Origin of the sequence: Streptomyces violaceoruber, assembly GCF_033406955.1 — a bacterium.
Taxonomy (GTDB): domain Bacteria; phylum Actinomycetota; class Actinomycetes; order Streptomycetales; family Streptomycetaceae; genus Streptomyces; species Streptomyces violaceoruber.
This window is the reverse complement of the sequence record NZ_CP137734.1, coordinates 2475891-2493454: the sequence shown is the minus strand read 5'-3', so window position 1 is coordinate 2493454 and position 17564 is coordinate 2475891. Positions and strand designations below refer to the sequence as shown.

Annotated in this window: 18 protein-coding genes and 1 pseudogene; 12 read left to right on the top strand and 7 right to left on the bottom strand. The window is 71.5% G+C overall.

The window, feature by feature from the left end; all coding sequences use genetic code 11:
- The first annotated feature begins 85 nt into the window (after nt 1–85).
- A complete protein-coding gene (locus R2E43_RS10715) occupies nt 86–1255 on the top strand; it encodes a D-alanine--D-alanine ligase family protein (protein WP_003973434.1) in 1170 nt (389 codons plus the stop codon).
- A 177-nt stretch (nt 1256–1432) separates the two neighbouring features.
- Here the strand turns inward: R2E43_RS10715 and R2E43_RS10710 are convergent, their stop codons facing one another.
- Entirely contained in the window at nt 1433–1666 is a 234-nt protein-coding gene (locus tag R2E43_RS10710) for an Lrp/AsnC family transcriptional regulator (protein ID WP_003973433.1), read from the bottom strand.
- Between the two features lie 233 nt (nt 1667–1899).
- Here R2E43_RS10710 and R2E43_RS10705 point away from each other — a divergent pair, with 233 nt between their 5' ends.
- Nucleotides 1900–2868, top strand: coding sequence for a thiamine-phosphate kinase (locus R2E43_RS10705; RefSeq protein WP_003973432.1), 969 nt, complete (start codon nt 1900–1902; stop codon nt 2866–2868).
- A complete protein-coding gene (gene thiD / locus R2E43_RS10700) occupies nt 2865–3674 on the top strand; it encodes a bifunctional hydroxymethylpyrimidine kinase/phosphomethylpyrimidine kinase (protein ID WP_003973431.1) in 810 nt (269 codons plus the stop codon). Before R2E43_RS10705 ends, thiD begins: the two co-directional genes overlap by 4 nt.
- Nucleotides 3675–3759: 85 nt before the next feature.
- Here thiD and rpmB read toward each other — a convergent pair whose 3' ends face one another.
- Entirely contained in the window at nt 3760–3945 is a 186-nt protein-coding gene (rpmB, locus tag R2E43_RS10695) for a 50S ribosomal protein L28 (RefSeq protein ID WP_003973430.1), read from the bottom strand.
- 266 nt (nt 3946–4211) lie between these two features.
- On the opposite strand from rpmB, the gene R2E43_RS10690 reads away from it, so the two are divergent.
- The 9 genes from R2E43_RS10690 (at nt 4212) to mutM (ending at nt 13475) form a co-directional block, all read left to right on the top strand.
- Nucleotides 4212–5981 carry a DAK2 domain-containing protein gene (locus R2E43_RS10690; RefSeq protein ID WP_030870148.1) on the top strand — a complete coding sequence of 590 codons (1770 nt, stop codon included), beginning with the start codon at nt 4212–4214 and terminating at the stop codon, nt 5979–5981.
- A 62-nt stretch (nt 5982–6043) separates the two neighbouring features.
- A complete protein-coding gene (recG, locus tag R2E43_RS10685) occupies nt 6044–8272 on the top strand; it encodes an ATP-dependent DNA helicase RecG (protein WP_030870151.1) in 2229 nt (742 codons plus the stop codon).
- A gap of 55 nt (nt 8273–8327) precedes the next feature.
- Nucleotides 8328–8915 carry a 16S rRNA (guanine(966)-N(2))-methyltransferase RsmD gene (gene rsmD, locus R2E43_RS10680; protein ID WP_011030310.1) on the top strand — a complete coding sequence of 196 codons (588 nt, stop codon included), beginning with the start codon at nt 8328–8330 and terminating at the stop codon, nt 8913–8915.
- 26 nt (nt 8916–8941) lie between these two features.
- Nucleotides 8942–9421 carry a pantetheine-phosphate adenylyltransferase gene (gene coaD / locus R2E43_RS10675; RefSeq protein ID WP_003973426.1) on the top strand — a complete coding sequence of 160 codons (480 nt, stop codon included), beginning with the start codon at nt 8942–8944 and terminating at the stop codon, nt 9419–9421.
- 133 nt (nt 9422–9554) lie between these two features.
- The gene (locus R2E43_RS10670; RefSeq protein ID WP_003973425.1) at nt 9555–10694 is read left to right on the top strand and encodes a hypothetical protein; all 1140 of its coding nucleotides are present in this window, start codon (nt 9555–9557) and stop codon (nt 10692–10694) included.
- 144 nt (nt 10695–10838) lie between these two features.
- On the top strand, nt 10839–11492 hold the full coding sequence (locus R2E43_RS10665; protein WP_003973424.1) for a YceD family protein: 654 nt from the start codon (nt 10839–10841) through the stop codon (nt 11490–11492).
- 2 nt (nt 11493–11494) lie between these two features.
- A complete protein-coding gene (rpmF, locus tag R2E43_RS10660; protein WP_006139588.1) occupies nt 11495–11668 on the top strand; it encodes a 50S ribosomal protein L32 in 174 nt (57 codons plus the stop codon).
- Between the two features lie 7 nt (nt 11669–11675).
- Nucleotides 11676–12506 (top strand): ribonuclease III, encoded by an 831-nt coding sequence (gene rnc, locus R2E43_RS10655; RefSeq protein ID WP_003973423.1) that lies wholly within the window; start codon nt 11676–11678, stop codon nt 12504–12506.
- Between the two features lie 108 nt (nt 12507–12614).
- The gene (gene mutM / locus R2E43_RS10650) at nt 12615–13475 is read left to right on the top strand and encodes a bifunctional DNA-formamidopyrimidine glycosylase/DNA-(apurinic or apyrimidinic site) lyase (protein ID WP_106518818.1); all 861 of its coding nucleotides are present in this window, start codon (nt 12615–12617) and stop codon (nt 13473–13475) included.
- On the opposite strand, the gene R2E43_RS10645 is transcribed toward mutM, so the two are convergent.
- The 5 genes and pseudogenes from R2E43_RS10645 to R2E43_RS10625 form a co-directional block, all read right to left on the bottom strand.
- Nucleotides 13465–13869, bottom strand: coding sequence for a winged helix-turn-helix transcriptional regulator (locus tag R2E43_RS10645; RefSeq protein ID WP_003973421.1), 405 nt, complete (start codon nt 13867–13869; stop codon nt 13465–13467). The two genes, mutM and R2E43_RS10645, sit on opposite strands and share 11 nt — an antisense overlap.
- A gap of 234 nt (nt 13870–14103) precedes the next feature.
- On the bottom strand, nt 14104–14523 hold the full coding sequence (locus tag R2E43_RS10640; protein WP_332056145.1) for an Imm10 family immunity protein: 420 nt from the start codon (nt 14521–14523) through the stop codon (nt 14104–14106).
- A gap of 421 nt (nt 14524–14944) precedes the next feature.
- On the bottom strand, nt 14945–15493 hold the full coding sequence (locus R2E43_RS10635; RefSeq protein WP_332056144.1) for an AAA family ATPase: 549 nt from the start codon (nt 15491–15493) through the stop codon (nt 14945–14947).
- A pseudogene (locus R2E43_RS10630) lies at nt 15490–16128 on the bottom strand (GntR family transcriptional regulator); the annotation flags it as partial. The pseudogene R2E43_RS10630 and the gene R2E43_RS10635, both read right to left, overlap by 4 nt.
- A gap of 123 nt (nt 16129–16251) precedes the next feature.
- Entirely contained in the window at nt 16252–17442 is a 1191-nt protein-coding gene (locus R2E43_RS10625; protein ID WP_106518817.1) for a CAP domain-containing protein, read from the bottom strand.
- Between the last annotated feature and the right edge of the window lie 122 nt (nt 17443–17564).

Genomic DNA, 17564 nt, shown 5'->3' with positions numbered 1-17564 from the left:
CCCCGCGCAACCCGCTGGAACCCGGGCGCCACGCGGCCCGCCGACGCTGTCTCGAGGCACCGCAGGCGGGTACTCTCAACGCGATATGAGCACCGAGAACCTCCCCCAGAACCCTGAGCAGAGCCCTCGGCGGCCTCCCCGCAAGCCGCGTGTGGCCGTCGTGTTCGGCGGTCGCAGCTCCGAACACGGGATCTCCGTGGTCACCGCCGGCGCCGTCCTCGCGGCCATCGACCGGACGCGCTACGACGTCCTGCCGATCGGCATCACCAGGGACGGCCGCTGGGCCCTCACCGCCGACGAACCGGAACGCATGGCGATCACCGAACGCCGTACGCCCGACGTCGAGGAACTGGCCGAGTCGACCGAGGGCGGAGTGCTGCTCCCCGTCGACCCCGCCAACCGCGAAGTCGTCTACAGCGAACCGGGCTCGGTGCCCAAGGCGCTCGGCGAGGTCGACGTCGTCTTCCCCGTGCTGCACGGCCCCTACGGCGAGGACGGCACCCTCCAGGGCCTGCTGGAGCTGTCCGGTGTGCCCTACGTCGGCGCGGGCGTGCTCGCCTCCGCCGTCGGCCAGGACAAGGAATACATGAAGGCGGTCTTCACCTCCTACGGGCTGAAGGTCGGCCCGTACGCGGTGATCCGGCCCCGCGAGTGGGAGCAGGACCGTTCCGGGGCCCGCAAGAAGATCGTCGACTTCGCCGGGGAGCACGGCTGGCCGCTGTTCGTGAAGCCCGCGCGCGCGGGTTCCTCGATCGGCATCACCAAGGTCGACGACCTCGCCGGCCTCGACGAGGCGATCGAGGAGGCCCGCCGCCACGACCCGAAGATCCTGGTCGAGGCCGCGCTGCGGGGCCGGGAGATCGAGTGCGGGGTGCTGGAGTTCGAGGACGGCCCCCGGGCGTCCGTCCCGGCCGAGATCCCGCCGCCCTCGGAGCACGCGTACTACGACTTCGAGGCCAAGTACATCGACTCCACCCCCGGCATCGTGCCGGCTCCCCTCACGGCCGAGGAGACCGCCGAGGTCCAGCGCCTGGCCGTCGCGGCGTTCGACGCGGCCTCCTGCGAGGGGCTGGTGCGCGCGGACTTCTTCCTCACCGAGGACGACGAGTTCGTGATCAACGAGATCAACACCATGCCCGGCTTCACGCCGATCTCCATGTACCCGCAGATGTGGCAGGCGAGCGGAGTGAGCTACCCGGAGCTGGTGGACCGGCTGGTCCAGGCGGCGCTGCGGCGGCCCACCGGACTGCGCTGACGCTTTCGGGTCGTGACCACAGAGAAGGCGACTCCCTCGGGGGTCGCCTTCTCGCAGTATGATCAGCGGGTTTCCTGTCTGGTCCGGGAACCGTCGTCCGCTTGCCGTCGTCTGCCGAGGAACAGTGCGCGGCGGCGATCAACAGGACGGGAGCGAGCGGCGGTGAGGGTGCGGGAGTTAGAGATGGACGACCGGACAGGTCAGTGTGCGGGTGATGCCGTCCACTTGCTGGACCTTGGCGACCACCATGCGACCCAGTTCGTCGACGGTGTCCGACTGGGCGCGGACGATGACGTCGTAAGGTCCTGTCACGTCCTCGGCCTGGATCACGCCGGGAAGCTTGCTGATCGTCTCGGCGACGGTCGACGCCTTGCCGACCTCGGTCTGGATCAGAATGTACGCCTGTACCACGGAACCTCCAGAGCGGCCACGAGGATCATGTGGGGAAAAGGAACGCCACGGTATCGCGTAGCCGCTCTCCGAGGGGAGACCCGCGGGCCGCGGGCCTCGCGCGTCGGGGTGCCGGGAGGACACGAGTTGACGATCACGCCGACCGTGGCGACGGTCATTTCGACCGTAACGAGGACACGGATGACGCGCGACCGGGCACGGACACGGACAGGGACGGAAGGGGAGCCAAGGCGATGAAGGGCACTGTTGGTGAGCTGGGGGAGTTCGGGCTCATCAGGGAGCTCACCTCCCGTCTCACCACCACCCCCGCGGTCCGGGTCGGACCCGGCGACGACGCCGCGGTGGTGGCCGCGCCCGACCGCAGGGTGGTGGCCAGCACCGACATCCTCGTCGAGGGGCGGCACTTCCGCCGGGACTGGTCCACCGCGTACGACGTGGGCCGCAAGGCGGCGGCGCAGAACCTGGCCGACATCGCGGCCATGGGCGCCGTGCCGACCGCGCTGCTGCTCGGCCTGGTCGTGCCCGCCGAACTGCCGGTGACCTGGCCGACCGAGCTGATGGACGGGCTGCGCGACGAGTGCCAGGTCGCGGGCGCCTCCGTGGTCGGCGGCGACGTGGTGCGCGGCGACACCATCACCGTCTCCATCACCGCCCTCGGCGACCTGCGCAACCAGGAACCCGTCACCCGGGCCGGCGCCCAGCCCGGCGACCTCGTCGCGGTGACCGGCTGGCTGGGCTGGTCCGCCGCCGGGTTCGCCGTCCTGTCCCGCGGTTTCCGCTCGCCGCGCGCCTTCGTCGAGGCCCACCGCCGCCCCGAGCCGCCCTACCACGCGGGTCCGGCCGCCGCGGGCCTGGGCGCCACCGCCATGTGCGACGTGAGCGACGGACTGATCGCCGACCTGGGGCACATCGCCGAGGCCAGCAAGGTCCGGATCGACGTGCGCTCCGGACAGATCGACATCCCGTCCCAGATGAACGACATCGGGCAGGCCGTCGGCGTCGACCCCATGCAGTGGGTGCTCACCGGGGGCGAGGACCACGCGATCGTGGCGACCTTCCCGCCGGACGTGAAGCTCCCCGCCCGCTGGAAGGTCATCGGCGAGGTCCTCAACCCCTCCGCACTGCCCCAGGTGACGGTCGACGGTGCCCCCTGGACCAGCAAGGGCGGCTGGGACCACTTCGGCGGGGACGTGGAGTCGTGACCGCGCCGACCCCACCCGTTACCCCGCCGCTGGTGCTCACCGTGGCGGGCTCCGACTCCGGCGGCGGCGCCGGGATCCAGGCCGACCTGAAGACGATGCTCGCCCTCGGCACCCACGGCATGAGCGTCCTCACCGCGGTCACCGCGCAGAACTCCCGCGGCGTGCAGGGCGCCTGGGAACTGCCCGTGGAGGCGGTGCGCGCCCAGTACCGCAGCGTCGTGGACGACATCGGCGTGCAGGCGGTCAAGACCGGGATGCTCTCCTCCGCCGAACTCGTCGAGACGGTCGCCGAATTGCTGGCCGGCACCGACGCGCCCGCCGTCGTCGACCCGGTCGGCGTCTCCAAGCACGGGGACGCGCTGCTCGCCTCCTCGGCCCTGGAGTCGGTCCGCACCAGGCTCCTGCCGGTCGCCACCGTCGCCACGCCCAACCTCGACGAGGTCGCCCAACTCACCGGTGTACGTGTCGACGACGAAACGGATCTGCGCCGGGCCGCGGCGGCCGTCCTCGCGTTCGGACCGCGCTGGGCGCTGATCAAGGGCGGCCATCTGGCCGGTGACGCCGTCGACCTGCTCACCGACGGCTCCGAGGAGCACTGGCTGCGCGCCCCCCGCCTCGACAACCGGCACACGCACGGCACGGGCTGCACCCTCGCCTCCGCCGTGGCCTGCGGGCTGGCGAAGGGGCAGTCGGTGCCGGTGGCGGTGCGGGCGGCCAAGGAGTACGTCACCGGGGCGATCACCGCCGGGTTCCCGCTCGGCGGCGGCATCGGACCCGTGGACCACGGCTGGGCGCTGGGGGAGTGAGGGCACGGCAAAAAGCCGGTCCACACGAGGTGGACCGGCTCCCTACAGCGGACCAGGCAGTGGCCGCGCGCTCAGCTGAGACGCGTCAGCGCGAGACCTTGCCGGCCTTGATGCACGAGGTGCAAGCGTTCACGCGCTTCGGCGTCCCGCTCACCACGGTACGCACACGCTGGATGTTCGGGTTCCAGCGACGGGACGTACGGCGGTGCGAGTGCGAGATGTTGTTGCCGAAGCCCGGCCCCTTGCCACAGACGTCGCAGTTGGCAGCCACGGGTCACTCCAAAGACTTCAGATGCACTTACGGTTGATCCCGGCATGCCGGGATCAAGGTCTCGGAATCGCGAACGGTCCGGGATCTGAGTGGCGGTGCCAGGGGGATGGCCCGATCGGGATCGGGCAACCGGAGCAGCATACAACGGCTGCTCCCGTACAACGAAACTACCACGGCAGCTCAGGGCCCCGTCCCGGCCCTCTTCCGGTGGGCGGCCCCCCCAAGGTCTACGCTGCCTGCCACGTCCGCAGCTCAGGGAGGCGCAGGTGGCGCAGGTGCCGCAGAGGTTCTTCGACGCTCTGGCGGTGCGTACCTGGTGCGGTCTGTCGCTGCGCGCGCTGGGCCGGGCGCGCGAGGAGATCGACGCGATCAACGTCTATCCCGTCGCCGACGGGGACACCGGCACGAACCTCTACCTGACCGTCGAGTCGGCGGCCGCGGCCGTGGAGGCCGTCTTCGCGGCACACGAGCTGGACGCGGGTGCGCGGGGCGCGAGCGAGTCGCCGGGGGGCGCGAGCTTGTCGCCGGGGGCGGCGGGCCAGGCGCCGCCCGGGGCGGGCGACGGCCCCTCGCTGGCCGACGCCGTCGGTGCCATGGCGCACGGCGCGCTGATCGGCGCGCGGGGCAACTCCGGCACGATCCTCGCGCAGCTGCTGCGCGGCATGGCCCAGGTGCTCACCGCGGGGGGCGATTCCGGGCGCGCCGAGGGTGCCGGTCTGCGTCGGGCCCTGCGGCACGCCGCCGCGTCCGCCCGGCAGGCCGTCGCCCACCCGGTCGAGGGCACCGTCCTGACCGTCGCCTCGGCCGCCGCCGACGCGGCCGACGGGGCCGAGGGCGGCTGCGCCGAGGTGGCCCGCGCCGCCTACGAGGGTGCCCGCGCGGCGCTCGCCGCCACTCCGGGCCAGCTGCCCGCCCTGGAGCGCGCCGGAGTGGTCGACGCGGGCGGCCACGGCCTGGTGACGGTCCTCGCGGCCCTGGTGGAGACGTTCACGGGCCGGGTGCCCGGCCCGGTCGCCGTGCCGCACGCGCGCGCGGAGCGTGGCGGCGAGGGGCTCGCGGACGCGCACGCCCCCGCCGGGGAGTGCGCCACGGAGACGGCGGCCGAGGAGAACGGTCCCGCCTTCGAGGTGATCTACCTCCTGGAGGCCGAGGACGCGGCCGTGGCCCGGCTGCGGCAGCGGCTCGACGCCCTCGGGGACTCGCTCGTCGTGGTCGGCGGCGACGGACTGTGGAACGTCCACGTGCACGTCGACGACGCGGGCGCCGCCGTGGAGGCCGGTGTCGAGGCCGGCCGGCCCTACCGGATCCGCATCACCCACTTCGGGCACGGCGACGCGCACACCACCAAGGCCGAACGCCCGACCCGGGAGCGTGCCCAGCGTGCCGTGGTGGCCGTCGTACCTGGGGAGGGGCTGGCGGCGCTGTACGCCGAGGCCGGTGCGACCACCCTGCTCGCGCGTCCCGGGGAGCCGCCCGCGAGCGGCGAACTGGTCCAGGCCGTCCGCCGGGCGCACGCGCGCGAGGTGGTGCTGCTGCCCAACGACGCCGAGCTGCGCCACACCGCCGCCGCGGCGGCCGAGCAGGCCCGCACCGAGGGCATCCGCGTCGCCCTCATCCCGACCCGCTCCGCGGTCCAGGGCATCGCCGCGCTCGCCGTGCACGAGCCCGAGCGGCGCTTCGACGAGGACGTGGTGGCGATGACCTCGGCGGCCGGCGCCACCCGCCACGCCGAGGTCACCGTCGCCGAACACCAGTCCTGGACCACGGCCGGCATCTGCCAGGCCGGTGACGTGCTCGGCCTCATCGACGGCGACGTGGCCGTGATCGGCGCGGACGTCTCCCAGGTCGCCGCGACCGTTCTGGACCGCATGCTGTCGGCCGGCGGCGAGCTGGTCACCCTGGTCCTCGGCGACGCGGCGCCGCGGGCCGTCGCCGACCGGCTGGAGGCCCGCGTCCGGGAGGCCTACCTCGCCGTCGACACGGTGGTCTACCGGGGCGGCCGACAGGGCGCCCTGCTGCTGGTCGGCGTGGAGTAGCCGCAGGAGTACGGGGCCGTTGCGGCGCTCCCCCCGGGCCGTTGTCAGTGGCGTGGTGTGCAATGGATCTCGTGCCCGCACTGCAAGAACCCCTGAAGAAGGTGCTCGGCCCCGCCACCGCGAAGGTGATGGCCGAGCATCTCGGCCTGCACACCGTCGGCGACCTCCTCCACCACTATCCGAGGAGATACGAGGAGCGCGGTCAGCTCACCCACCTCGCCGACCTGCCCATGGACGAGCACGTCACCGTGGTCGCCCAGGTCGCCGACGCCCGGCTGCACACCTTCGCCTCCTCGAAGGCCCCGCGCGGCAAGGGGCAGCGTCTCGAAGTGACCATCACGGACGGCAGCGGCCGCCTCCAACTGGTCTTCTTCGGCAACGGCGTGCACAAGCCCCACAAGGAACTCCTGCCGGGCACCCGCGCGATGTTCGCGGGCAAGGTCTCCGTCTTCAACCGCCGACTGCAACTGGCCCACCCGGCGTACGAGTTGCTGCGCGGCGGTGACGACGAAGGCGAGGCGGCCGAGAGCGTCGAGTCGTGGGCGGGTGCCCTCATCCCCCTCTATCCGGCCACCGCGAAGCTGGAGTCCTGGAAGCTCGCCAAGGCGATCCAGACGGTGCTGCCCAGCGCCCAGGAGGCCGTCGACCCGCTCCCCGGCTCCCTGCGCGAGGGCCGGGGCCTGGTCTCCCTGCCCGAGGCCCTGCTCAAGATCCACCGCCCGCACACCAAGGCCGACATCGAGGACGCCCGCGCCCGCCTGAAGTGGGACGAGGCCTTCGTCCTCCAGGTCGCCCTCGCCCGCCGCCGCCACGCCGAGTCCCAGCTCCCCGCCGTCCCCAGGAAGCCCGGCGCCGACGGGCTGCTCACCGCCTTCGACGACCGGCTCCCCTTCACCCTCACCGACGGCCAGCGGAAGGTCTCCCGGGAGATCTTCGACGACCTCGCCACCGACCACCCGATGCACCGGCTGCTCCAGGGCGAGGTGGGCAGCGGCAAGACCCTGGTCGCCCTGCGCGCCATGCTCGCCGTCGTCGACTCGGGCGGGCAGGCCGTGATGCTGGCGCCCACCGAGGTGCTCGCCCAGCAGCACCACCGGTCGGTCGTCGAGATGATGGGCGAGCTGGCCGAGGGCGGCATGCTGGGCGGCGCCGAGCACGCCACCAAGGTGGTGCTGCTCACCGGCTCCATGGGCGCCGCCGCCCGCCGCCACGCCCTGCTCGACCTGGCCACCGGCGAGGCGGGCATCGTCATCGGCACCCACGCGCTGATCGAGGACAAGGTGCAGTTCCACGACCTCGGCCTGGTCGTCGTGGACGAGCAGCACCGCTTCGGCGTGGAGCAGCGCGACGCCCTGCGCGGCAAGGGGAAGCAGCCCCCGCACCTGCTCGTCATGACCGCCACGCCCATCCCGCGCACGGTCGCCATGACCGTCTTCGGCGACCTGGAGACCTCCGTCCTCGACCAGCTCCCGGCCGGGCGGTCCCCGATCGCCAGCCATGTCGTCCCGGCCGCGGACAAACCCCACTTCCTCGCCCGGGCCTGGGAACGGGTCCGTGAGGAGGTCTCGAACGGCCACCAGGCCTACGTCGTCTGCCCCCGCATCGGCGACGAGGACGACGACCCCGGGAAGGGCGCCAAGCAGTCCAAGCAGCCCCCGGAGGGCGACGCCGACAAGCGCCCGCCGCTCGCCGTCCTCGATGTCGCCGAGCAGCTCGCCAGGGGCCCGCTCCAGGGACTCGGGGTGGAGGTCCTGCACGGCAGGATGCAGCCCGACGACAAGGACGCGGTCATGCGCCGCTTCGCCGCCGGGGAGACCGACGTCCTGGTCGCCACCACCGTCATCGAGGTCGGCGTGAACGTCCCCAACGCCACCGCGATGGTGATCATGGACGCCGACCGCTTCGGCGTCTCCCAGCTGCACCAGCTGCGCGGCCGGGTCGGGCGCGGCTCCGCCCCCGGCCTGTGCCTGCTGGTCAGCGAGATGCCCGAGGCGAGCGCGGCCCGCCAGCGGCTGAACGCGGTCGCGAGCACCCGCGACGGCTTCGAGCTCTCCCGGATCGACCTCGAACAGCGCCGCGAGGGCGACGTCCTCGGTCAGGCGCAGTCCGGCGCCCGCACCTCCCTGCGCGTCCTCGCCGTCATCGAGGACGAGGAGATCATCGCGGAGGCGAGGCAGGAGGCGGCGGCCGTCGTCGCCGCCGACCCGGAGCTGACCGGTCTGCCCGGGCTGCGCACGGCCCTTGAGGCACTGCTGGACGAGGAGCGGGAGCAGTACCTGGAGAAGGGCTGAGACACTGGCAACGGACACCGTCCGTCCACCCGAGCACACCGACAAGGACCCAGAAATGACCCGCGTGATCGCCGGCAAGGCCGGCGGACGTCGACTGGCCGTCCCGCCGGGAACCGGCACCCGCCCCACCTCCGACCGTGCGCGCGAGGGCCTGTTCTCCACCTGGCAGTCCCTGCTCGGGGGCCCGCTGGACGGCGAGCGCGTCCTCGACCTGTACGCGGGTTCCGGCGCCGTCGGCCTGGAGGCGCTCTCCCGCGGCGCCGGGCACGTCCTGCTCGTGGAGGCCGACGCCCGCGCCGCCCGCACGGTCCGGGCGAACGTCGACTCCCTCGGTCTGCCCGGCGCCGAGGTCCGGGCGGGCAGAGCGGAACAGATCATCCGCACCCCGGCCCCCGCCGAGCCGTACGACGTGGTCTTCCTGGACCCGCCGTACGCCGTCTCGGACGACGATCTTCGCGAGATCCTGCTCACACTCCGTACCGAGGGGTGGCTCGGGACGGAAGCGCTCGTCACCGTGGAGCGCAGCACCAGGGGCGGCGAATTCCGCTGGCCGCACGGCTTCGAAGCCATCCGGGCCCGTCGCTACGGCGAGGGAACGTTTTGGTACGGTCGCGCCGCCTCTACGTGCGAAGACGCACGATGACCGGACCGGAGAGCGAGGGAACTCAAGTGCGCCGTGCCGTCTGTCCCGGGTCGTTCGACCCGATCACCAACGGACACCTCGACATCATCGCCCGGGCCTCCAGCCTGTACGACGAGGTCTACGTCGCCGTGATGATCAACCAGGCGAAGAAGGGCCTGTTCGAGATCGAGGAGCGGATCGACCTCATCCGCCGGGTCACCGCCGAGTACGGGAACGTCCGCGTGGAGTCCTTCCACGGTCTGCTCGTCGACTTCTGCAAGCAGCGCGAGATCCCGGCCATCGTCAAGGGCCTGCGGGCGGTCAGCGACTTCGACTACGAGTTGCAGATGGCCCAGATGAACAACGGCCTCTCCGGTGTGGAGACCCTCTTCATCCCCACCAACCCCACCTACAGCTTCCTGTCGTCCTCCCTGGTCAAGGAGGTCGCGACCTGGGGCGGCGACGTCGCCCACCTGGTGCCGCCGCTGGTCCTCGAAGCCCTCACGGAGCGCCTGAGGAACCGCTGACCGCCCGGTCGCCCGCCCACCGCCGCAGCGCACGGAGACTGACAACCCGTCACCCGGTGTCCCCGGGACACCCCGGGGTCGTACAGTCGTCCCGTCCGTCTCCAACACAGCTGTAGAGAGTGGCGAGCACACGGTGGACGTGCAGAACAAGCTCGACGAGATCACCGCGATGGTCTCCGGCGCCCGCGCCATGCCCATGTCGGCCTCGTGCGTGGTCAACCGCGCCGAACTGCTCTCGATGCTGGAAGAGCTGCGCGCGGAGCTGCCCGGTTCCCTCGCCCAGGCGCAGGAACTGATCGGCGACCGCGAGCAGATGGTCGCGCAGGCCCGCCAGGAAGCCGACCGGATCATCGAGGGCGCGCACGCCGAGCGCGGCTCCCTGATCGCCGACACCGAGGTCGCCCGCCGTTCCCAGGCGGAGGCCGACCGGATCCTCGCCGAGGCCCGCCAGGAGGCCGAGGAGGTCCGCGCCGAGGCCGACGACTACGTCGACTCCAAGCTCGCCAACTTCGAGGTCGTGCTCACCAAGACCCTCGGCTCCGTCGGCCGGGGCCGCGAGAAGCTCCTCGGCACCGGACCCGGCCTCGACGAGAACGGCTACGAGGACGAGGACGCCCCCGAGCGCAGCCACGACCCGGAGACCCTGCGCCGCGACGCCGACGCCTACGTCGACACCAAGCTCGGTGCCTTCGAGGCCGTGCTGGCCAAGACCCTGGACGCGGTCGGCCGGGGCCGCCAGAAGCTGCACGGCCGGATCGCCACCGACGATCTCGGCGCCCTCGCGGACGACATGACCACCGTCCAGCACTCCAGCGACGCCGACTACCTCGCCGGCCTCGCGGGCCTCGCCGACGCCCCGGCTTCCGCCCCCGCCCCCGCCGAGCAGCAGGGGCAGCCCCAGTACGGCGAGCAGCAGCCCGTGGCGGCCCGGATGCCGGCGCAGGCCGTGCCCGAGATGCCGTCCCAGGAACCGGCGTACGGCTACGCCTCCCAGCAGCAGCCCGATCCCTACGCGGCCTACCAGCAGACCTACGACGGCGGACCGGACCCGTACGGCTACCAGCAGCAGGGCGCCGACCCGTACGCCTACCAGTACGACGGCGGGCAGCAGGCGTACGACGCACAGCAGGGCTACGCCCAGCCCCCGCAGCCGCAGCAGCCCCCGCACGCCCCGCAGGCCCATCCGCAGGCGCTCGACGAGACCAGCCTCTTCGACACCAGCATGATCAGCGCCGAGCAGCTGCGGGCGTACGAACAGGGCCGCGGGCTCTAGGAGCGAGGGGGCCTGCCGGGCCGGATTGGGCCGAGAGCGAATGGTCCAGTATCCTGGCTCTTCGGTCGCGTGTATGCCCGCGATCGCCGCTGCCCGGGAACACCGAAGGGTGGCACCCCCAACCCACGAAGACCGAAAGCAGGAATGGTTCTGAACGCGCGCCTCGACCACCGCGACCCCCTCGTGTTCGACACGCACGAGCTGGGACGGCGGCCCGGTGCGCTCCAGCGCCTGACCCGCACGGTCGACGCTCCCAAGGACTTCGGTCTCCAGGGAGTCATCGGAGTGCCGGAAGGCGCCCCGGTGGAGCTCGATCTCCGGCTCGAGTCGGTCATGGAAGGGGTGCTCGTCACAGGCACCGCCCGTGCCAGGGCCGCGGGGGAGTGCGTAAGGTGTCTGGAGCCGCTGGAGCAGCAGCTCGAAGCGGACTTCCAGGAGCTGTTCTCGTACCCTGACGCCGACGACCGTGGCCGCCCCGTGGCGGAACCGGGCGACGACGCCGAGGACGACGAGGACAGGTTCTTCGTCGAGGACGGACTGATCGGCCTCGAACCCGTGCTGCGCGACGCGGTGGTGCTCGCACTGCCGATGCAGCCGGTGTGCCAGGAAGACTGCCGGGGTCTGTGCTCCCAGTGCGGAGTGCGCCTGTCGGACGACCCGGACCACCACCACGACGCCGTCGACATCCGTTGGGCGGCATTGCAGGGACTCGCCGGTTCACTCGGAGACGGCGAGAAGGACGAGATGAGCGGCGACGGGGCAGACTCCGCGGACGCCGCCGAGAAGCAGGAGAAGTAGCCGTGGCTGTTCCGAAGCGGAAGATGTCGCGCAGCAACACGCGCCACCGCCGGTCGCAGTGGAAGGCTGCGGTCCCCACCCTGGTTGCGTGCGAGCGCTGCCACGAGCCCAAGCTGCAGCACATCGCGTGCCCGGCTTGCGGCACTTACAACAAGCGCCAGGTCCTCGAGGTCTGAGCGGCTGGTGAGAGGCACTGTGTCAGTCCCCAAGAAGGCGGAAGACGCCAAGGCGGACCCACCCGCCAAGAAGAAGGCGGACACCCAGGCCTCGTCCCACACGCTTCTGGAAGGGCGGCTCGGCTATCAGCTCGAGTCCGCCCTTCTGGTGCGTGCACTGACCCACCGTTCCTACGCGTACGAGAACGGCGGTCTGCCGACGAACGAGCGGCTGGAGTTCCTCGGGGACTCCGTGCTCGGCCTCGTCGTCACGGACACGCTGTACCGCACCCACCCCGACCTGCCCGAAGGCCAGCTGGCCAAGTTGCGGGCCGCGGTGGTCAACTCGCGTGCGCTGGCGGAGGTGGGCCGCGGGCTCGAACTCGGCTCCTTCATCCGGCTCGGCCGCGGTGAAGAGGGCACGGGCGGCCGGGACAAGGCGTCCATCCTCGCCGACACCCTCGAAGCGGTGATCGGCGCGGTCTATCTCGACCAGGGCCTCGACGCGGCCTCCGAACTGGTGCACCGCCTGTTCGACCCGCTGATCGAGAAGTCCTCCAACCTCGGTGCCGGCCTGGACTGGAAGACCAGCCTCCAGGAACTCACCGCGACCGAAGGGCTCGGCGTCCCCGAGTACCTGGTCACGGAGACCGGCCCGGACCACGAGAAGACCTTCACTGCTGCCGCCCGCGTCGGAGGCGTCTCGTACGGCACCGGCACCGGCCGCAGCAAGAAGGAGGCGGAGCAGCAGGCCGCGGAATCCGCGTGGCGGTCCATCCGGGCCGCGGCGGACGAGCGCGCCAAGGCGACGGCCGACGCCGTCGACGCGGACCCCGACGAGGCGTCCGCCTCCGCCTGACCCGTCCACCGCACGGTCCGAACGCCCGCCCCGGCAAAGGGGCGGGCGTTCGGACCGTCGCTCATCCACCGGCCCAGACCGCCGGGCCGGCCCGCCCGAGGGGAAGCCATGCCCGAGTTGCCCGAGGTAGAGGTCGTACGGCGCGGCCTGGAGCGCTGGGCTGCCCACCGAACGGTCGCCGACGTCGAGGTACTGCACCCGCGTGCGGTGCGCCGCCATGTCGCGGGTCCCGACGACTTCGCCCACCGCCTGAAGGACCACCGCATCGGCACGCCCAGCCGCCGCGGCAAGTACCTGTGGCTGCCCCTCGAGGACACCGACCAGGCCGTCCTCGCCCATCTCGGCATGAGCGGCCAGCTCCTGGTCCAGCCGCACGAGACACCCGCCGAGAAGCACCTGCGCATCCGGGTCCGCTTCGCCGACGCCCTCGGCACCGAACTCCGCTTCGTCGACCAGCGCACCTTCGGCGGCCTCTCCCTGCACGACACGTCCGCCGACGGACTGCCCGACGTCATCGCACACATCGCCCGCGACCCGCTGGACCCCCGCTTCGACGACGAGGCGTTCCACCACGCCCTGCGCCGCAAGCGCACCACGATCAAACGGGCCCTGCTCGACCAGTCCCTGATCAGCGGCGTCGGCAACATCTACGCGGACGAGGCCCTCTGGCGCGCCCGCCTCCACTACGAACGCCCCACCGCGACCCTCACCCGCCCCCGCACCACCGAACTGCTCGGCCACGTCCGGGACGTGATGAACGCCGCCCTCGCCGTCGGCGGCACCAGCTTCGACAGCCTCTACGTCAACGTCAACGGCGAGTCCGGCTACTTCGACCGCTCGCTCGACGCGTACGGCCGCGAGGGCATGCCCTGCCGCCGCTGCGCCACACCGATGCGCCGCCGGCCGTGGATGAACCGCTCCAGCTACTTCTGTCCGAAGTGCCAGCGCCCGCCCCGGGTCACGCCGTAGGCATGCGCCGCTCGTCGTACCGCTCGCGCGAGGCCAGCACCTCGTCCATCCGCCCCTCGACGCACTCGATGAGCGCGAGCAGCCGCCCGGCCACCTCGTGGCCCAGCGCCGTGAGTTCGTAGTCCACCCGGGGCGGGTTGGTCGGCTGGGCCTCGCGGTGCACCAGTCCGTCGCGCTCCAGCGCGTGCAGGGTCTGGGCCAGCATCTTCTCGCTGACGCCGTCCACCCGGCGCCGCAACTCGTTGAACCGGAAGGACCCCTCGTACAGCGCGCCGAGCGTCAGCGCGCCCCAACGCCCCGTGACGTGCTCCAGGGTGCCGCGCGAGGGACAGGCCCGGGAGAACACGTCAAACGGCAGATCCTGCTCCGCCGTGCGCTCCTGCGTGGTCGACATACCTCCAGCGTACGCGAGCACAGCGCTGCCCCGCAGTGCGCGCTGAGCGGGAGAGAGCGCGGGAGCAGTGCCCGGGGCGGTCAGTAGCCGGAGAAGTGGTGGGCCGGTTCGCTGACCTGCGGCCCCGTAATCGATCAACGATGCGACCTGCGACTTAGCTGTCGGTGGTTGTCAGCGTTGGTCGTCGTTGAGCACCCCCGCACGGCCCAGAGAGGGCCCCAGTGGCGGCTGTGCTTAGTCCACACCAACCACGATCGGCAGCGCGTTTGGTCGACCGTAGGCGAGGACGCGCGTCAGTGCCTCCTTCATTTGAGCTATGTCCCCCGCCGGCGCCTGTAGCACTGCCTCGATCACCGGATCATCGAGGAACAGGGCCTCCAAGGAATCGGGGTTGAACGTGACCCGCAGGATGCCTCCCTCTAGTTCGACCGTGCGCAGGCAGCCGTAAGCGGTGCCTTGGTCGGGCGTGACTATGCAGTATGAGTCGCAGCCGTTGCGGATGTTCTGTGCGTCGGGTTCCTCGAAGCCGCACTGGAACTCAAGCGCGAAGCCTTCTCCGTCTTCCGACTCGGCAACTCCGGCAGTCAGGGCATAGATGTCCGGCCCTGGCTCGTGCCACCTGTAGGCGATATGCGCAGTGAATCTGTAGGTCACACGCGTTTTCTATCAGTGCGTGCAGTGGCCGATGACGTGAGGTCGGTGGAGCGGCTTTGGGCTGGAGCTGCTTTGGGGCGAGTGATCTTGGCCCCGTAAGCTGATGGCGAGTCGGGCAGTCTGTGGACCTGCCCGTTAAAGCACGACGTTGGGGCCAAGATCTTAGAGGCTCGCCCCAAAGTGGCTGCCTAAAGCCGTGGAGCCGACCGCCCCAGCCACGACGTGTTCTGACCTCATGCCGCCGGCCATCCCATACCAGGGCGCGCGTCGGCGCAGCCCGCGCGGAGCGGGCCGAAGGCAGGAGCGTCGCGCGGAGCGGAGCCGGGAAGCGCGCCCGGCGGAGCGGAGCGCAGCCGGGGCTTGATGAGGTAGAGAAACCTGTAACTCGTGCCTGTGCCGGCTGGGTGCCTGCGGTCTCGGGCTATGGGCTGGTCTGCTCTGGTTGCAGGGTCTTGAGAACGGACTCAGGATCGCCGCTGTAGACGATGTGCGGTTCACCGGGCTCCGGGGCAATGAATCGCTTGCGGTAGCGGAGCAGGTCGCTTTCGGCGAAGTAGATCGAGTTCGGATCGTCCTCATGCCGGGCATTGCGCTTGCTGACGCGCGACCACAGCTCTTCGTGGCTGGCCTCCAGGTAGACAACCACTGAAATCGCGCCAGCTTCGATAGCGATCGATCGCCAGTGGGCCCGGTCTTCCGGCGTCCAGAAGCCGTGGTCGACCACCACGTCGTGACCGGCCTGGAGTTCCTCGCGGAGCTGCACGGCAGTCTCTTCGAGGATCGGCCGCTCAAGGGTCGGGAACGTCCCTCGGGGAAAGTCGACCCCGTACACCCCATGACGACGGAACATCTCCTCGTCCGGGCAGAGCCTGACGAACCCCCGTGCTGTCAGAGCACGGGCCAGAGTCGTCTTCCCTGAGCCGGGAAGTCCCACCATGAGGACACAGAACGGTTGGCGAGCGCGGTTCACTGAGTGACTTCCGATTCCGTCTGCCACGTGCGTCCAGGGCCGCCGAGGTCGACGCCGTACTCGACGACTGCGCCTTCGCTGTCGACGAACCTCGCAGTCATGACGACTGCCGGGTCCCGCGGGGCCTCCTCGGGGTCCAGCTCCAACAGCTTCGCGTCATCCGGAGTGAGCAGCCGAGCCGACGCGGTGTCGAACCGGTGCGTGATCGGACGGCCTGTTGCCTGCGCGATGAGTTGCAGGGAGGTTCCTCCGGTAAGTCGCTCGCTGCTTGTGAGCTGGGGAATCAGCTCTCCATACCGGGCGGGGATCCATGACGTGGAGTGCGCGACGATGCCGTGTCGGTCGCGGTAGACCCGGCTGCGTCGGATCACATTCGAGCCGGGCTTGAGGTCCAGTGCCTGGGCCACTTCCGCGGGCGCCGGCACCACCGAAGCCTGATGCGAGTCGGACCGTTCGCCGGTTCCCCAACTGGACCCGGTGCGGCGACCTCGGTCCTGGCGCTGAGACCCGGAGGACATAGGAGCGGGACGGTCCAAGACCTCGGTTCCGATGCCATGGATGCCCCTGACAAGGCCCTCGTTGCGCAGCTTCCGCAGAGCCTTCTCGGCAGTCGCAGTGCTGACGCTCCACTCCTGCGACACGTCGAGCGGGACTCGGGCCCGGGCCGCCGTGGATCGCGTCTTCTCTGACGAGGAGCCTGCCGCTGACGGCCCGGACACGGCCCACGAGGGCGCCTAGCCCTCTGACCTGCGATTATCTCAGTAGCCGAAGTCCTGTGTCCACCAGGGGCCGCCGGAGCCGAAGTGGACGCCGACTCCCAGGGTCTGGAAGTCGCAGTTCAGGATGTTGGCCCGGTGGTCGGGGCTGTTCATCCAGGCGTCCATCACGGCCTGGGCGTCGGCCTGGCCGCGGGCTATGTTCTCGCCGCCGAGGCCGGATATGCCCGCTGCCGACGCCCGGTCCCAGGGGGTGGCGCCGCTGGGGTCGGTGTGGTCGAAGAAGCCCTGGGTCGCCATGGCCCGGCTGAAGTCCTCGGCCAGTTCGCGCAGCGCGCTGTTCGCGGCCACGGGGCTGCAGCCGACCTTGGCCCGTTCGTCGTTGACCAGCTTGAGCACCTGTGCCTGGGCGACGGCCTCCTCGGAGACCGCGGCGGGCGCGCTGGGCTTCGCGGGCTCCTTGGTGGCCGGGCGCGAGGGAGTGGTCGGCTTCGGCTCGGCGCTGGGCGGCGTCTTCGGCTTCTTGGTCTTCGACGGTGTCCCGGCCGGGGCGGCGGGCTTCGAGGCCGGCGCCGAGGTGGAGGGGGAGGCCGAGGACGGCGAGGAGGACGGGGAGTCCTCGGCGGACGCGCCCTTCGACGGCGACTGGACGGAGGGGGCGGACGGAGCGGACGAGGGGGAGCGGTCGGTGCCGCGGCTCGTGGCCGCGTCGCCGCCCCGGCCGGTGTCGGCGCTGCCCGAGGTGCCGCCCTGCTGGGACGGGCCGTTCGTCGGGGTGTCCCGGGCCTGCACCCGGTCGCCCCCGCCGCTGTTGCCGCCGATCCGGTAGTTGTCGAGGCCGGGCACCACGCCCGTGGCCACCGCCACCGTGCCGATGGCGACCGCGGCGGAGACACCGAGCAGGCCGGTGCGGACCGGGGTGGCAGCCCTCTTGCGGCGGCGACGGCGCCCACCGCCGGGCTGGGAGCCGCCGGTGGGCGTGTATCCGTCACGGGGGAAGGCGACGGTGCGGCCGGCCTGCGGGCCCTCGCCGTCCGGGGCGTCGGCGAAGAGGTAGGCGTCGCTCTTGGCGCGTACCTCGGCGTAGGCCTCGGGGTTCAGATAGGGAGCGATGCCCATCGTGGGGGCCTCGCCCGCGTCCGGAGCGAGCGGATCGCGGCGCCGTCCCGCCGTACCGTCCGGCTGGTGGCCCTCCGCGGCGCGGCCGGCGGCGGAGCGTCGGTGGCGTCCCATGTCCTGGCCTTCCTCGTCCTCGTCCTCGCGCTGGGCGTGCCCTCGCGGTCGACTGTGCTCACGATCAACACGGAACTCACACGATCGAGTGAGTTTCAAGTGAGATTCATTGGGTCGGGACG

Bases quoted from the DNA above. Each gene is read 5' to 3' on its own strand.
- R2E43_RS10645 (WP_003973421.1), bottom strand. From the start codon at position 13,869: ATGTCGACCACGCAGGAGCGCACGGCGGAGCAGGATCTGCCGTTTGAC.
- mutM (WP_106518818.1), top strand. From the start codon at position 12,615: ATGCCCGAGTTGCCCGAGGTAGAGGTCGTACGGCGCGGCCTGGAGCGC.
- recG (WP_030870151.1), top strand. From the start codon at position 6,044: ATGGATCTCGTGCCCGCACTGCAAGAACCCCTGAAGAAGGTGCTCGGC.
- R2E43_RS10625 (WP_106518817.1), bottom strand. From the start codon at position 17,442: ATGGGACGCCACCGACGCTCCGCCGCCGGCCGCGCCGCGGAGGGCCAC.
- R2E43_RS10705 (WP_003973432.1), top strand. From the start codon at position 1,900: ATGAAGGGCACTGTTGGTGAGCTGGGGGAGTTCGGGCTCATCAGGGAG.
- R2E43_RS10715 (WP_003973434.1), top strand. From the start codon at position 86: ATGAGCACCGAGAACCTCCCCCAGAACCCTGAGCAGAGCCCTCGGCGG.
- R2E43_RS10665 (WP_003973424.1), top strand. From the start codon at position 10,839: ATGGTTCTGAACGCGCGCCTCGACCACCGCGACCCCCTCGTGTTCGAC.
- rsmD (WP_011030310.1), top strand. From the start codon at position 8,328: ATGACCCGCGTGATCGCCGGCAAGGCCGGCGGACGTCGACTGGCCGTC.